General features: G+C 54.2%; 15 protein-coding genes and 1 pseudogene. 2 read left to right on the top strand and 14 right to left on the bottom strand.

What is annotated here, in order from left to right:
* Positions 1-2 precede the first annotated feature (2 nt).
* From holB to yceD, 12 genes are all read right to left on the bottom strand, one after another.
* On the bottom strand, positions 3-1007 hold the full coding sequence (holB, locus tag AAYN39_RS11210) for a DNA polymerase III subunit delta' (protein ID WP_000872450.1): 1005 nt from the start codon (positions 1005-1007) through the stop codon (positions 3-5).
* Complete coding sequence (tmk, locus tag AAYN39_RS11205; RefSeq protein ID WP_000535399.1) at positions 1004-1645, bottom strand: dTMP kinase; 642 nt, start codon at positions 1643-1645, stop codon at positions 1004-1006. Before tmk ends, holB begins: the two co-directional genes overlap by 4 nt.
* Positions 1635-2651 carry a cell division protein YceG gene (gene yceG / locus AAYN39_RS11200; protein ID WP_000736473.1) on the bottom strand — a complete coding sequence of 339 codons (1017 nt, stop codon included), beginning with the start codon at positions 2649-2651 and terminating at the stop codon, positions 1635-1637. The genes tmk and yceG overlap by 11 nt, the downstream gene beginning before the upstream one ends.
* Before the next feature lie 2 nt (positions 2652-2653).
* Positions 2654-3463 carry an aminodeoxychorismate lyase gene (gene pabC, locus AAYN39_RS11195; protein WP_000478660.1) on the bottom strand — a complete coding sequence of 270 codons (810 nt, stop codon included), beginning with the start codon at positions 3461-3463 and terminating at the stop codon, positions 2654-2656.
* A 123-nt stretch (positions 3464-3586) separates the two neighbouring features.
* Complete coding sequence (gene fabF, locus AAYN39_RS11190; RefSeq protein WP_000044667.1) at positions 3587-4828, bottom strand: beta-ketoacyl-ACP synthase II; 1242 nt, start codon at positions 4826-4828, stop codon at positions 3587-3589.
* 85 nt (positions 4829-4913) lie between these two features.
* Complete coding sequence (acpP, locus tag AAYN39_RS11185) at positions 4914-5150, bottom strand: acyl carrier protein (protein ID WP_000103754.1); 237 nt, start codon at positions 5148-5150, stop codon at positions 4914-4916.
* A 155-nt stretch (positions 5151-5305) separates the two neighbouring features.
* The gene (gene fabG / locus AAYN39_RS11180) at positions 5306-6040 is read right to left on the bottom strand and encodes a 3-oxoacyl-ACP reductase FabG (RefSeq protein WP_000007236.1); all 735 of its coding nucleotides are present in this window, start codon (positions 6038-6040) and stop codon (positions 5306-5308) included.
* 12 nt (positions 6041-6052) lie between these two features.
* Positions 6053-6982 carry an ACP S-malonyltransferase gene (gene fabD / locus AAYN39_RS11175; protein WP_000191346.1) on the bottom strand — a complete coding sequence of 310 codons (930 nt, stop codon included), beginning with the start codon at positions 6980-6982 and terminating at the stop codon, positions 6053-6055.
* A 15-nt stretch (positions 6983-6997) separates the two neighbouring features.
* A complete protein-coding gene (fabH, locus tag AAYN39_RS11170; protein ID WP_000288151.1) occupies positions 6998-7951 on the bottom strand; it encodes a beta-ketoacyl-ACP synthase III in 954 nt (317 codons plus the stop codon).
* 79 nt (positions 7952-8030) lie between these two features.
* The gene (plsX, locus tag AAYN39_RS11165; RefSeq protein WP_001518286.1) at positions 8031-9110 is read right to left on the bottom strand and encodes a phosphate acyltransferase PlsX; all 1080 of its coding nucleotides are present in this window, start codon (positions 9108-9110) and stop codon (positions 8031-8033) included.
* Between the two features lie 133 nt (positions 9111-9243).
* A complete protein-coding gene (rpmF, locus tag AAYN39_RS11160; protein ID WP_000290727.1) occupies positions 9244-9417 on the bottom strand; it encodes a 50S ribosomal protein L32 in 174 nt (57 codons plus the stop codon).
* A gap of 51 nt (positions 9418-9468) precedes the next feature.
* Positions 9469-9990, bottom strand: coding sequence for a 23S rRNA accumulation protein YceD (gene yceD / locus AAYN39_RS11155; protein WP_001174492.1), 522 nt, complete (start codon positions 9988-9990; stop codon positions 9469-9471).
* Positions 9991-10187: 197 nt separating this feature from the next.
* Here yceD and AAYN39_RS11150 point away from each other — a divergent pair, with 197 nt between their 5' ends.
* Positions 10188-10772, top strand: a complete 585-nt coding sequence (locus tag AAYN39_RS11150) for a nucleoside triphosphate pyrophosphatase (protein WP_001137608.1) — start codon at positions 10188-10190, stop codon at positions 10770-10772.
* An 82-nt stretch (positions 10773-10854) separates the two neighbouring features.
* Here the strand turns inward: AAYN39_RS11150 and rluC are convergent, their stop codons facing one another.
* Positions 10855-11814, bottom strand: a complete 960-nt coding sequence (gene rluC / locus AAYN39_RS11145) for a 23S rRNA pseudouridine(955/2504/2580) synthase RluC (protein ID WP_000846324.1) — start codon at positions 11812-11814, stop codon at positions 10855-10857.
* Positions 11815-12387: 573 nt separating this feature from the next.
* Here rluC and rne point away from each other — a divergent pair.
* Positions 12388-15591 carry a ribonuclease E gene (rne, locus tag AAYN39_RS11140; protein ID WP_000827472.1) on the top strand — a complete coding sequence of 1068 codons (3204 nt, stop codon included), beginning with the start codon at positions 12388-12390 and terminating at the stop codon, positions 15589-15591.
* A 289-nt stretch (positions 15592-15880) separates the two neighbouring features.
* Here rne and tnpA read toward each other — a convergent pair.
* Positions 15881-16118: pseudogene (gene tnpA, locus AAYN39_RS11135) on the bottom strand (IS200/IS605-like element IS200F family transposase); the annotation flags it as partial.

Below are 16118 nucleotides of genomic sequence, written 5' to 3'. Positions count from 1 at the left end.
TCTCAAAGATGAGGAACAGGCAACAAGGTGCCTGGTTGCAGGTAATGCTCGATGCGGAGAATGAGATCGGTTAATACCAGTTCGCGATTTAATCCGGTCACATGAAGTAATTGATCACGACAATGGCAAACATCGTTCAGGATTGCCTGAATACGCGCCGGGGATAGCGGCCCCGCCAGCGCGGCAACAACCGCGTCCGCATCAACGTTTGTCAGGTACGACGCGCCGTGCTGACGTTTCAGCGCGTCTACCAGCAGCGTCGCCAGCCAGTGCAGGCGCGCCGGGGCTTGCTCATGATTGAGCGCCGTTAATAACGCATACCAGTCGCCCGTATGTAAACTGTCCATCAACGCCTGACACAGCGCCTCACGCTGCGCCCAACGTTCAGACTGCAACAGCGCCAGCGCGGCGCCGGGCGACCCCGCGTTCAGGCGTAGCGCCGTGAGCAATGCTTCTTGTGACGCCGTCACTTCTCGCGACAGCCATGACATCGCATACGATTCGGACGGCGGCGCCAGATGATGCAGCCGACAACGGCTGCGTAATGTCGCCAACAGACGAGCAGGCTCCGGGCTGGCAAGGAAAAACCAGGTTTGCTCCGGCGGCTCTTCCAGCGTTTTGAGCAACGCATTGGCGGCGGCGTCGGTTAATAGCGCCGCATCCGCAATCCACACCACCTTCGCACCACCCAGACGGGAGTGCTCGTACAATTTCTCGCTGACCTCGCGTACCGCATCTACACCAAGGCTGCTTTTGCCTTTATCCGGCGTCAGCGTGTAATAGTCCGGATGCGTGCCAGCCTGCATAAGCTGACAGCCACGGCAATGCCCACAGCTTTTGTGGCCCTCAGGCTGCTGGCATAACAGATAACGGCTCAGCGCATAGCACAGCGCCTCGTCGCCCATGCCAGGTAAGGCCTGAATCAGTAGCGCATGGTGCCCACGTCCCGCCTGGTAACTTTCTACCAGTTTTTCATAGGCGGGCCGTAACCATGGATACCATTTCATGCCGCTTGCTCCTGCACCCACTTCGTCACCGTGGCGCGAATGTCGCGCATGACGGCATCCAGCGGCTGGGTCGCGTCAATGGTGCGGATACGCGAGTCTTGCGCCGCCAGTTCCAGATAGCGCGCGCGAGTCCGGTTAAAGAAATCAAAAGATTCCTGCTCAATGCGATCCAAATCGCCGCGCGCTCTGGCGCGTTTTAGCCCGACTTCCGGCGTGACATCCAGATACAGCGTCAGGTCAGGACGAAAATCGCCCAGCACGGCATCGCGTAGTGTCGCCAGCATGGTTTGATCAATGCCGCGCCCTCCCCCCTGATACGCCTGGGTCGAGAGATCGTGGCGATCGCCGATCACCCATACGCCTTGCGCCAGCGCGGGTTTGATTACCGTTTCGACGAGCTGTACGCGAGCGGCATAAAACATCAGCACTTCCGCTTTATCGGTAATCACTTCGTCGCCTACCGATCGGATATCCAGCACCAGACTTCTTAGTTTTTCGGCAAGCTGCGTACCGCCCGGCTCACGGGTAAAAATCATGTTACGAATACCCAGTTGCTCAAGGGTCTCCACCACCACGTCGCGCGCAGTGGTTTTTCCGGCGCCTTCCAGGCCCTCGATGACGATATAATTACTGCCCATTTTTTTCCTTAAGCACTTTCTCCTGCACTGACCGATTATGGCTGGCAAGATTGGTGTTAAATGTGTGACCGCCTTTACCGTCGGCCACAAAATAGAGATACGGCGTTTTCGCCGGATGCGCCGCCGCCTGCAATGACGCTTCGCTGGGCGATGCAATCGGTCCTGGCGGCAGCCCGGTTATGGTATACGTGTTATAAGCCGTCGGCTTTTCCAGATCCGCACGCGACAAGTTACCATTATAACTCGTCCCCATCCCGTAAATCACGGTGGGATCGGTCTGAAGGCGCATACCGATTCTCAGGCGATTAATAAAGACTGAGGCCACCTGATCGCGTTCGCTGGCGACAGCCGTCTCTTTTTCAATAATCGAGGCCATTGTCACCAGTTGGTTCTGATCTTTATAAGGCAGCCCCTCGGCCCGACCTTTCCAGACAGTATCGACAGCTTTCACCATCTTTTGGTGCGCTCGCTTGAGAATAGCGACATCGCTGGTGTTGGCGGTATACATCCAGGTATCAGGCCAGAACCACCCTTCTACCCATTCCGGGTGCGCAAGCTTTAATGCCTGAGCGACAGTGGCGTAGTCATCATCCGGCAATGTATGGCGAATATACGGCGCCTCTCGTAACTGTTTCAGGTAATCGCTAAGGCGCATCCCTTCCACAAACCGCAACGGGAATTGCGCTTCTTTGCCGCTCTCCAGCAACTCAAGCATCTCCCGTACGGTCATCCCGGGCGTAAAACGGTAAGTTCCCGCTTTAAAGTGCGATAACTCAGGCTCCACGCGCAGCAGCCACTGAAATACCCGGGGACGATTAATGATTTTTTCATCATAAAGCTGGTCACCAAGCGCCAGCCGACCCGTTCCCGCCTTGAGCGTAAAGATAGTCTCGTTTTTAATAAGTAACGTGCTGTTCGCCAGATGGCGAACTTTCCACATCCCCACGCCCGTGGCAATACCCAGCACAACCAACAGCAGAAGGAAAACGCCTGACAATTTTTTCATAACTAATTCGGATGCTCACAAAATGGGGCTAAAAATTGAAACAGTGTTCGCGAAGAATACGACGTCCCGTGATAGGCGCGTATGGGAATAATCGGCATTAGCGCGTTGCAGATGATAATCTCATCCGCCTGCCTGACTGCCTCCTCTCTCGCCTGTACTTCAAGAACCTGGAAAGGAGATTGCGCCAGTTGGCGTAAACAAAATTGTCGCATAATGCCGTTCACCCCGGCCTGATCCAGACGCGGCGTAAAAACAATGTCGCCTGTACGCCAGAACAAATTAGCCGCACAGCATTCCGTAACCCATCCCTCGCTGTCAAGAACCAGCGCCTCATCGGCGTCCGTCTGCTCAAGATGAGAGCGAATCAACACCTGTTCGAGGCGGTTCAGATGTTTTAATCCGGCAAGATAAGGATTGCGCCCAAGCGGTATGGGACTAAGGGTAAGAGTGATGCCTTGCTTACGCCACTGAGAATAATAAGCGGGATAAGCAGAAACGGAGAGGATTCGGGTAGCTGCCTGACAATTCATGGCGCTGTATCCCCGGCCGCCGCTACCACGGCTAATGATCACTTTCAACACGCCTGAATCATGCCCTGTGGCCAACATTGTCATCTCTTGCCGAAGGGTCGACCAATGGCTAAAAGCGATCCGTAATTTTTCACAGGCAACCTGCAAGCGCTGAAGATGCGCTTCCAGATGGCAAATGTTGCCATCAACAATACGTGCGGTCGTAAAACTGCCATCGCCGAACTGCGTCGCCCGGTCGCTTACAGCAAGTTGATCCTGCGCATGGCCATTAATTAAAAACATAGTGGCTCCTTATCCGTCGCCTGCTAGTGTGGCAGGATGAATAACGCAGAACAAGAGGTGATATGCCTGATAAAAAAGGCCCGACAAGCGGACCTTTTTATTAATGTCTGTCTCTGGCTTAACTTAGATCTTTTTAAAGATCAAGGAACCGTTAGTTCCGCCAAAGCCAAAGGAGTTACACAGCGCGTACTCCAGATCGCTGACCTGGCGCGCTTCATGCGGCACGAAGTCCAGATCGCAACCTTCATCCGGGTTATCCAGATTAATGGTTGGCGGAATGGCCTGATCGCGTAGCGCCAGAATAGAGAAAATAGACTCTACTGCGCCTGCGGCGCCCAACAGATGGCCGGTCATCGATTTGGTCGAGCTCACCATCACTCGGCTTGCAGCATCGCCAAAGACTGACTTAACCGCCTGCGTCTCAGCTTTGTCGCCGGCAGGCGTCGACGTGCCGTGCGCGTTGACGTAGCCAATCTGAGCAGGCTCAATCGCGGCATCACGCAACGCGTTAACCATCGCCAGCGCAGCGCCTGCGCCATTTTCCGGCGGCGACGTCATATGGTAAGCATCGCTGCTCATACCAAAGCCGACGATTTCAGCATAGATTTTCGCACTACGCGCTTTTGCATGTTCGTACTCTTCAAGCACCAACATACCGGCACCGTCGCCCAGTACAAAACCATCGCGTTCTTTATCCCACGGACGGCTCGCCGCCTGTGGGTTATCGTTGCGGGTCGACAGCGCGCGCGCTGCGCCAAAACCACCTACGCCCAGCGGCGTACTGGCTTTTTCTGCGCCACCTGCCACCATCGCGTCCGCATCACCATAGGCGATGATACGCGCGGCATGGCCGATGTTATGCACGCCTGAAGTACAGGCAGTCGCAATAGAGATGCTTGGCCCACGCAGGCCATACATGATAGTCAGATGGCCTGCTACCATGTTAACAATCGTCGACGGGACAAAGAACGGGCTAATCTTACGCGGTCCGCCTTTTACCAGCGAACTGTGGTTTTCTTCGATCAGACCGAGACCACCGATACCGGAGCCGATAGCGGCGCCAATACGGCTTGCGTTCTCTTCCGTCACTTCAAGGCCAGAATCCTGCATGGCCTGTACGCCAGCGACAATTCCATATTGAATGAAGGCATCCATCTTGCGCTGTTCTTTGCGCGAGATAATGTCATCACAGTTAAAATCCTTTACTAAGCCAGCAAATTTCGTTGCATAGGCGCTAGTATCGAAATGGTCGATCAGGCTGATGCCACTCTGACCGGCAAGGAGAGCTTTCCAGGTAGACTCTACGGTATTGCCGACAGGAGACAACATGCCAAGTCCGGTCACAACTACACGACGCTTAGACACGGTTGTCCTCCAGGGAGGGAAAATGATTCTAGTGGGACAAAAAGATAAAACTCAGGCGGTCGAACGACCGCCTGGAGATGTTCACTTACGCCTGGTGGCCGTTGATGTAATCAATGGCAGCCTGAACGGTGGTGATTTTCTCAGCTTCTTCGTCCGGAATCTCAGTATCAAACTCTTCTTCCAGAGCCATTACCAGCTCAACGGTGTCAAGAGAATCTGCGCCCAGGTCTTCAACGAAAGAAGCATTGTTGGTTACTTCTTCCTGCTTAACGCCCAGCTGTTCGCCGATAATTTTCTTAACGCGTTCTTCGATAGTGCTCATACTCTTAAATTTCCTATCAAAACTCGCTTTCGCGATGGTTTTCGTAGTGTATAAAATGTTGAAAAATTTGCAACTAAATCCCGGCAGGTCTTACCACGATTTTACGTTATTTTGCGGCCTTTCGCCCTAATAACGCAAATATTTTTCAATCGTGATTAAACCATGTACATTCCGCCGTTGACGTGCAGAGTCTCACCAGTGATGTAACTCGCTTCGTCAGAGGCTAAAAATGCAACCGCACTGGCGATTTCCTGAGCGCCGCCGAGGCGACCCGCAGGCACCTGCGCCAGGATACCCGCACGCTGATCGTCAGACAGCGCACGCGTCATGTCCGTTTCAATAAAACCCGGAGCCACAACATTGACAGTAATACCACGGGACGCAACTTCACGCGCCAGTGATTTACTGAAACCGATCAGGCCCGCTTTCGCCGCAGCGTAGTTTGCCTGACCTGCATTTCCCATGGTACCAACCACAGAACCAATAGTGATAATGCGACCACAACGCTTTTTCATCATAGCGCGCATTACCGCTTTTGACAGGCGGAAAACGGATGATAAATTGGTTTCGATAATATCGTTCCACTCATCATCTTTCATTCGCATCAACAGATTATCACGAGTGATACCGGCATTATTAACCAGGATATCCACTTCACCAAATTCTGCGCGAATATTTTCCAGAACAGATTCAATAGATGCAGGATCGGTCACATTCAACATCAAACCTTTCCCGTTAGCACCTAAATAGTCGCTAATGTTCTTCGCACCATTTTCACTGGTCGCAGTCCCGATAACTTTCGCGCCGCGGGCAACGAGAGTCTCTGCAATTGCGCGGCCTATGCCACGGCTTGCACCAGTCACCAGCGCAATCTTTCCTTCAAAGCTCATGGTTTTCCTCTTTTATTGCGTAAGTGCCGCAGACAGCGCCGCCGGCTCGTTCAGCGCCGACGCTGTCAGGGTGTCGACAATACGTTTCGTCAGACCAGTGAGGACTTTACCTGGACCCACTTCATAAAGATGTTCAACGCCCTGCGCCGCGATAAATTCCACGCTCTTCGTCCACTGTACCGGATTGTACAACTGGCGAACCAGCGCATCGCGGATAGCGGCGGCATCGGTTTCACATTTCACGTCAACGTTGTTTACTACCGGCACCGTTGGCGCGCTAAAGGTAATTTTGGCTAATTCAACCGCCAGCTTATCTGCCGTTGGTTTCATCAGCGCGCAGTGCGACGGCACGCTCACCGGCAGCGGCAGCGCGCGTTTCGCGCCAGCGGCTTTACAGGCTGCGCCCGCGCGTTCTACCGCCTCTTTATGCCCGGCGATAACCACCTGTCCCGGCGAGTTAAAGTTAACCGGCGAAACAACCTGCCCTTCGGCAGATTCTTCACAGGCTTTAGCAATAGAGGCATCATCCAGACCGATGATCGCAGACATGCCGCCAGTACCTTCCGGAACCGCTTCCTGCATGAATTTACCGCGCATTTCCACCAGACGAACGGCATCAGCAAAGTTGATGACGCCAGCGCAAACCAGCGCGGAATATTCGCCCAGGCTGTGACCTGCCATTAACGCAGGCATTTTACCGCCCTGCTGCTGCCAAACGCGCCAAAGCGCGACGGAAGCGGTTAATAGCGCCGGCTGCGTCTGCCAAGTTTTATTCAGTTCTTCCGCTGGACCTTGCTGGGTGAGCGCCCACAGATCATATCCCAGAGCCGCAGAAGCTTCAGCAAACGTTTCTTCTACGATAGGGTAATTTGCCGCCATCTCGGCCAACATCCCAACGCTCTGAGAACCCTGACCGGGGAACACAAATGCAAATTGCGTCATGTTTAAATCCTTATACTAGAAACGAATCAGCGCGGAGCCCCAGGTGAATCCACCCCCGAAGGCTTCAAGCAATACCAGCTGACCGGCTTTAATTCGCCCGTCACGCACGGCTTCATCCAGCGCGCACGGCACAGAAGCCGCGGAGGTATTGCCGTGCCTGTCCAGCGTGACGACGACATTGTCCATCGACATGCCGAGTTTTTTCGCTGTCGCGCTAATGATACGCAGGTTAGCCTGATGCGGCACCAGCCAATCGAGTTCTGAGCGATCCAGGTTATTAGCCGCCAGCGTCTCATCGACAATATGCGCCAGTTCAGTGACCGCCACTTTAAAGACTTCATTACCCGCCATCGTCAGGTAAATCGGGTTATCCGGATTTACACGATCGGCATTCGGCAGGGTCAGTAATTCACCGTAACGGCCATCGGCATGAAGATGAGTGGAGATAATACCCGGTTCTTCAGAAGCGCTCAGTACGGCCGCGCCTGCGCCATCGCCGAAAATAATGATCGTACCGCGATCGCCAGGATCGCAAGTGCGGGCTAATACATCGGAACCGACCACCAGCGCGTGTTTAACCACGCCGGATTTAACGTACTGGTCGGCGATACTTAACGCGTAGGTGAAACCTGCGCACGCTGCCGCGACATCAAACGCCGGGCAACCTTTAATACCGAGCATACTTTGAATCTGACATGCCGCGCTTGGAAATGCATGCGTTGCTGATGTGGTCGCTACCACAATCAAGCCAATTTGGTCTTTATCGATCCCCGCCATCTCAATCGCGCGATTCGCAGCGGTAAAGCCCATCGTCGCGACAGTTTCATTCGGCGCGGCGATATGGCGTTCACGAATACCTGTACGAGTGACAATCCACTCGTCAGAGGTCTCAACCATTTTTTCCAAATCGGCGTTAGTCCGCACTTGTTCGGGCAGATAGCTGCCAGTACCAATAATCTTCGTATACATGTACGCTCAGTCACTTTTCGGTTATATACCGTTACCTGTAAACGTCTGGCACGCTGGCGGCGCCGGGGAGACAGCGATATTATCTGTGCGCCCGCAGGTTTACGCCTTTGCCATCGTCCAGCGGTTCAAATCCGGCTGGGTATACAGATTCCAGGCGAGCGGCAATTCGCTGAGGAACTTGTCGCTGCACCGCCTGCACTGCCTGTTCAATCGCGACTGCAAATGCTCGCTGATTGGCCGCACCATGACTTTTTATCACCGTGCCGCGCAATCCTAACAGACAGGCGCCATTATACTGGTCGGGGTTGAGGTGACTGAATCGCCTCGTCAGGCTTTTTTGTAACCAACGTTTTAATAACAGCAGCCACCACGACCGTTTTTTCCCCTCGCCCTGTGATTTCAGCAGTGAAAGGAACATTCTGACAACCCCCTCCATCGTTTTAAGCGTGACATTGCCTGTAAAGCCGTCACACACCAGTACATCGGTTTTTCCCGTCAGTAACTCATTCGCCTCAAGGTAGCCGATGTAATTGATGGTTGGGACTGTTTTTAACATTAAAGAGGCTTCGCGAATACTGTCGAGGCCTTTGGTTTCTTCTTCCCCGATATTGAGTAGCGCCACGCGGGGATTTTTGATCCCGACGACCTCTTCCGCCAAAACGGCGCCCATCACGGCAAACTGCACCAGCATGGTACTGTCGCAATCGACGTTGGCCCCCAAATCAAGCACTACCGTTTTGCCCTTTTGCTGGTGCGGTAATACCGTCACCAACGCCGGACGCTCAATCCCCTCAAGAGGCTTGAGCAATAATTTCGCCAGCCCCATCAGCGCCCCGGTATTACCGGCGCTAACGCAAGCTTCGGCTCGGCCTTCTTTCACAAGCTCCAAGGCCACACGCATGGATGTCCCGCGACTGGCGCGGATCGCCTGCGAAGGCCGGGCATCACTGGCAATAACTGACTGTGCAGGGATAATCTGCAGACGCGAACGTTGTTCAAAGTCAGCTTTGGCAAGTAATGGCGTGATAATATCGGGATTCCCGACTAAAAGAAGAGTGAGCTGCGAATTAGCGTTCAGTGCCTGCAATGCTGCAGGCACCGTCACGGAAGGACCAAAATCGCCCCCCATGACATCTAACGCCAGGGTTAGACGTGTCAAGGTATCGTCGCTGCCTGGTTCGGTGTTCTCCGCTTACGCGGAGAAATCCTCACTAAGCTTTATCACGCTTGTACTCTTCGGCTTTTACACCACAGGCACGCCTGTGATGCAAAAGGCATCGAGTATCGCGCGATTACTTAGCGATGACCTTACGGCCGCGGTAGTAACCGTCGGCAGTGATGTGGTGACGCAGGTGTTTTTCACCAGAAGTTTTGTCTACAGACAGGCTGGTGACTGCGGTCAGAGCGTCATGGGAACGACGCATGCCACGTTTGGAACGGGTTGGTTTATTCTGTTGTACGGCCATGGACCTTACTCCTCAATTACGGTTTATCCCTGCGTCCGCGGGGAAGACCTATTACTTACGCTTTAAGCTGGCTAATACGGCAAATGGGTTTGGCTTTTGCGCTTCATCAGGCAGTTCGCCAAAGACCATGTCCGCCTCGGACACTTCACAGTGTTCAGAATCATGCACCGGAACTACCGGCAAGGCGAGGATGATTTCATCTTCAACCGTCGCCAGCAGATCGATTTCGCCGAATTCGTTTACCTCAATCGGCTCATACGCTTCCGGCAGTGCTTCAGCCTGCTCGTCGGAACGGACAGGGCTAAAACAATACGTTGTGTGAACCTGATGGGTAAACGGTTTCCCGCAACGCTGGCATTCGAGCGACACCGTAACGACCGCATCGCCAGTCAAAACGGCGAGACGCTGGTTATCGATAGCGAACGACATGGAGCATTCCACATCACTGTCCACACTGACTACAGATTCGGCAACGCGCTCAACCTGATCGGGGGTATAGATACCCTGGTAATCAAGGCGTTTTTGAGCGGTACGAACCGGATCAAGAGTCAGGGGTAATTTTACCTTTTGCATAGGGCGCGCATATTAACTTCGTAACGTCATATAGTCAAAGAAAAAGGCAGCCTGCGGTTGCCTTTTGCCAATAATTCGCACACATTGCGGGTTACAGACTTATTTTCGCTCAAGACGAGTCAGTATGACAGGCTTGAAGACCGAAGAGCATAGTTTAAGATGGCTCTCATCATTACGCTATATCTGAGGGAAAAAATATGCCCCGTCTCATCCTTGCGTCTACCTCTCCCTGGCGTCGCGCGCTGCTGGAAAAGCTGACGATTCCTTTCGAATGCGCCGCGCCGGATGTTGATGAAACCCCCATGCCGGGCGAAGCGCCGCGTCAGTTGGTGCTGCGGCTGGCGCAGGCTAAGGCGCAATCGCTCGCCGCGCGTTTCCCGAATCATTTGATTATTGGCTCCGACCAAATTTGTGTTCTGGACGGCGAAATCACCGGCAAACCGCTGACGGAAGAAAAAGCGCGTCAGCAATTAGCCAAAGCCAGCGGAAGTATTGTGACGTTTTATACCGGACTGGCACTGTATAACTCCGCCTCCGGGCACTTACAAACCGAAGTGGAGCCTTTTGACGTTCACTTTCGCCATTTAAGCGAAGCGGAAATAGACGACTATGTCCGTAAAGAGCATCCGCTGCACTGCGCGGGAAGTTTTAAAAGCGAAGGTTTAGGCATTGCATTATTTGAGCGCTTAGAGGGCCGCGATCCGAACACGCTGATCGGCTTGCCGCTTATTGCCCTGTGCCAGATGCTGCGACGGGAAGAGATGAACCCGCTGAATGCCTGATTAATCTGCCTGATGGCGACGCGATGCGTCTTATCAGGCCTACGGTGCATCACACGATTGTAGGCCTGATAAGCAACGCGCATCAGGCTTTACTACGTAATACCTCAAGGCAGCGCTTCAATTGCTTATCCATTGGCGCTTCAATGCGCATGACATCGCCCGTTCCCGGATGCGTGAACTTCAGCGCCGCGGCGTGCAGAAAGAGACGTTTAAGACCGGTTCCCGCTTCGGTAAGCTGTTGATCAAACTCACGGTCGCCGTAGCGATCGTCGAACGCAATAGGGTGACCGGCATATTGGGTATGTACGCGAATCTGATGCGTACGGCCCGTGACCGGGCTACAGCGCACCAGCGTGGCGAAGGCATAACGCTCTTCCACCTTGAAGCGCGTTTCTGAAGGTTTGCCTTCCTGGCTCACGCGGACAATGCGTTCGCCGCTTTGCAGAATGTTCTTTAATAATGGCGCCTGTACGGTTTTAACGTGTGATTGCCACTGGCCGCGCACCAGCGCCAGATAATCTTTCTGCATTCCCTTTTCGCGCAGTTGCTCATGCAGCGAACGCAGCGCGGAGCGTTTTTTCGCCACCAACAGCACGCCGGAAGTATCGCGGTCAAGACGATGCACCAGTTCCAGGAATCGCGCTTCCGGACGCAACGCCCGCAGCCCTTCGATGACGCCGAAACTTAACCCGCTCCCACCGTGTACGGCGGTGCCGGAAGGCTTATTCAGCACCAGAATATGGTCGTCTTCATACAAAATGACGTCCGCCAACGCCGCCACTTTTTGCAAATGCGGCGACACAGCCTCTTCTTCGCGCTCAGCAACGCGAACCGGCGGAATGCGGACTTCATCGCCCGATTCCAGTTTGTATTCCGGTTTAATGCGTTTTTTGTTCACCCGCACCTCGCCTTTACGCAAGATGCGATAAATCATACTTTTTGGTACCCCTTTCAGTTGGGTGCGCAAAAAGTTATCAATGCGTTGCCCCGCTTCGTCAGCGGCGATAGCAACAATTTTTACGGATGGCGTTTCTGTTTTCATGGGGGGCGATTCTAAATAGCCTGTGAGATTCGCGCCACACATTTTTCTATGCTTATAGAGACGTCTACGCCAGTGGATGAACATTTTTCACTGCGGTTTTGCTGGTTATTAAAGCGATTGGCTCGCGCTGGTGAAAAAACTGTGAGTAAGCGGGTGATAAATGGTAAAAGTCATCTTGCTATAACAAGGTTAGCAGTGGAATAATGATGCGGTTTCCGCACCGAAACTTGTTAAAACAAAAAGTTTAGCGGAATAACCCATTTTGTCTGACCGATCATCAACGCAGCAATGGCGTAAGACGTATTGATTTTTCAGACAGTTAGCGGGCTGCGGGTTGCAGTCCTTACCGGTAGATAGGATCTTCTCTGGAGAGTAATGCCCAGGCTGCTTCCCTGATAATTGCGCTGTGTTTCCGTATGAAATACAGGCAACCGACACTCTGCGCCTCTTTGAGCTGACGATAACCGTGAGGTTGGCGACGCGAAATAGTCACGAGGCCATCGGTTCATGCCCGGTAAGGCGTCACCATGCCCGCAGCTTAGTCGTCAACGTAAGAATAATGAGTAAGTTACGATGAAAAGAATGTTAATCAACGCGACTCAGCAGGAAGAGTTGCGCGTCGCCCTTGTAGATGGGCAGCGTCTGTACGATCTGGATATAGAAAGCCCCGGACACGAGCAGAAAAAAGCGAACATCTATAAAGGCAAAATTACCCGTATTGAACCGAGCCTGGAAGCGGCTTTTGTTGATTACGGCGCAGAACGCCACGGTTTCCTCCCGTTAAAAGAAATTGCCCGCGAATATTTCCCCGCTAACTACAGCGCTCATGGTCGCCCGAACATCAAAGACGTGTTACGCGAAGGCCAGGAAGTCATTGTTCAAATCGATAAAGAAGAGCGCGGCAACAAAGGCGCGGCGTTAACCACCTTTATCAGTCTGGCGGGCAGCTACCTGGTACTGATGCCGAATAACCCGCGCGCGGGTGGTATCTCCCGTCGCATTGAAGGCGACGATCGTACCGAGTTAAAAGAAGCGTTGGCCAGCCTGGAACTTCCTGAAGGGATGGGGCTTATCGTACGTACCGCGGGCGTGGGTAAATCCGCCGAAGCGTTGCAGTGGGATTTAAGCTTCCGCCTGAAACACTGGGAAGCCATTCAGAAAGCCGCTGAAAGCCGTCCCGCGCCGTTCCTGATCCATCAGGAAAGCAACGTCATCGTACGCGCGTTTCGCGACTATCTGCGTCAGGATATCGGTGAAATCCTAATCGACAATCCAAAAGTGATGGAAATGGCGCGTCAGCATATCGCCGCGTTGGGCCGCCCGGATTTTAGCAGCAAAATTAAGCTATACACCGGTGAAATCCCGTTGTTCAGCCATTACCAGATCGAATCGCAGATCGAGTCTGCGTTCCAGCGTGAAGTGCGCCTGCCCTCCGGCGGCTCCATCGTCATTGACAGCACCGAAGCGTTAACCGCTATCGATATCAACTCCGCCCGCGCAACTCGCGGCGGCGATATCGAAGAAACCGCGTTCAACACCAATCTCGAAGCGGCCGATGAGATTGCCCGCCAGTTGCGTCTGCGCGACCTGGGCGGCCTAATCGTTATCGACTTTATCGATATGACGCCGGTACGTCACCAGCGCGCGGTAGAAAACCGCCTGCGTGAAGCGGTGCGTCAGGACCGGGCGCGTATTCAGATTAGCCATATTTCCCGCTTCGGCCTGCTCGAAATGTCGCGTCAGCGCCTGAGCCCGTCGCTGGGCGAATCCAGCCATCACGTGTGTCCGCGCTGTAGCGGTACCGGCACCGTGCGCGATAACGAATCTCTGTCGCTGTCCATTCTGCGCCTGATTGAAGAAGAAGCGCTGAAAGAGAATACGCAGGAAGTCCATGCCATTGTTCCGGTGCCGATCGCCTCTTATCTGCTTAACGAAAAACGGACGGCAGTTAACGCTATTGAGACGCGTCAGGATGGCGTCCGCTGTGTCATCGTCCCGAACGATCAGATGGAAACGCCGCACTATTCCGTGCTACGCGTACGCAAAGGGGAAGAAACGCCGACCCTGAGCTACATGCTGCCGAAGCTGCACGAAGAAGCGATGGCGCTGCCTTCTGAAGAAGAGTACGCCGAGCGTAAACGCCCGGAACAGCCTGCGCTGGCGACATTCGCTATGCCAGATGTGCCTCCGGCGCCGACGCCTGTCGAACCGGCGGTTAGCGTTGCCACGGCGAAAAAGGATAATGTTGCCGCCGAGCAGCCTGCCCAGCCGGGTCTGTTTAGCCGCTTCCTTAACGCGCTGAAACAACTGTTCAGCGGTGAAGAAACGAAAACCGTCGAAACAGCCGCGCCGAAAGCGGAAGAAAAAGCGGAGCGTCAGCAGGATCGTCGCAAGCCACGACAGAACAACCGTCGCGATCGTAACGAACGCCGCGACACCCGTGATAACCGTGCCAGACGTGACGGCGGCGAGAGCCGCGACGATAATCGTCGTAACCGTCGCCAGGCGCAGCAGCAAAATGCGGAAGCGCGCGATACCCGCCAGCAGGAAACGGCGGAAAAAGTGAAAACCGGCGATGAGCAGCAACAGACGCCGCGTCGCGAACGCAGCCGCCGCCGCAATGATGACAAACGCCAGGCGCAGCAGGAAGTAAAAGCGCTTAACCGCGAAGAACAGCCTGTCCAGGAGACCGAGCAGGAAGAACGCGTTCAGCAGGTTCAGCCGCGCCGTAAGCAACGTCAGCTTAATCAGAAAGTCCGCTTTACCAACAGCACAGTGGTTGAAACGGTTGACACGCCGGTCGTCGTCGACGAACCACGCCCGGTTGAAAACGTTGAACAGCCCGTTCCAGCGCCGCGTACCGAGCTGGCGAAAGTTGATTTACCTGTCGTTGCCGATATCGCGCCGGAGCAGGATGATAGCGTAGAACCTCGCGATAATACCGGTATGCCGCGTCGCTCCCGCCGTTCTCCGCGCCACCTGCGCGTAAGCGGTCAGCGTCGCCGTCGCTATCGTGACGAGCGCTACCCGACACAATCGCCGATGCCGTTAACCGTCGCCTGCGCGTCGCCAGAAATGGCGTCCGGTAAAGTCTGGATCCGCTACCCGATTGTCCGTCCTCAGGAAACGCAGGTTGTTGAAGAGCAGCGTGAAGCAGATCTGGCGCTGCCACAACCGGTTGTCGCTGAACCGCAGGTTATCGCTGCGACCGTAGCGCTCGAACCACAAGCGTCGGTACAGGCGGTAGAAAACGTTGCCGTTGAGCCGCAGACCGTCGCCGAACCACAGGCGCCGGAAGTCGTCAAGGTCGAGACAACGCATCCGGAAGTGATTGCCGCGCCGGTTGATGAACAGCCGCAACTGATTGCCGAAAGCGATACGCCGGAAGCGCAAGAGGTTATTGCTGACGCCGAACCGGTAGCAGAAACCGCCGACGCGTCCATTACGGTGGCTGAAAACGTAGCTGATGTTGTCGTTGTCGAGCCAGAAGAAGAGACAAAAGCGGAAGCGGCTGTTGTGGAGCACACGGCAGAAGAAACCGTTATCGCACCGGCCCAGGTGGTGGAAAAGCCGCAGGACGTTGTCTGCGTTGACGATCATAACCACGCCAGCGCGCCGATGACGCGTGCGCCAGCGCCGGAATATGTGCCGGAAACCCCGCACCATAGCGACTGGCAGCGCCCTTCCTTCCACTTTGAAGGTAAAGGCGCAGCAGGCGGACACAGCGCCACACGTCACGCCAGCGCCCCGGCGACACGCCCACAGCCGGTAGAATGATGTAAATGCTGATACAAAGCCGACCGCCAGGTCGGCTTTTTTTTATGCCTCTTACAGGGCGATGCCTCACCCCATGGCGTCTTTTAGTCACTCCAGGCGTTTATGAGATCGGGCGGGATAATACGTACGGATGGCGTCGCTACGGGCGCGACAATATGACCACTAACTCAATAACGACTAAATAAATATCCTCCGGCATAGCCGGAGGTTTTTCTGATGCGCCTGTAAGGCTCTCTTACCAGCCGCGCCCTAACAGGCGCATACGATCTGACATTTGCATCAAACTTCGTTACTTACGGCCCGTAAACGGGCTGCCCGGATAAGGGATCGATAATTGCTCACCCATTTTATCCTCTTCAAGCTGGTGCTTTATGTAGTCCTGTATCTTCGCCGTGTTCTTACCCACTGTATCGACATAGTACCCTCTGCACCAGAACTCCCTGTTCCTGTATTTGAATTTTAGATCCCCAAACTGCTCGTAAAGCATCAGACTACTTTTACCCTTCAGATATCCCATGAAGCTCGAC

Origin of the sequence: Salmonella sp. K21076 (assembly GCF_039650795.1) — a bacterium.
GTDB lineage: Bacteria > Pseudomonadota > Gammaproteobacteria > Enterobacterales > Enterobacteriaceae > Salmonella > Salmonella enterica.
Note: the sequence above shows the minus strand (reverse complement) of the source record. Positions and strands in the feature narration are given on the sequence as shown.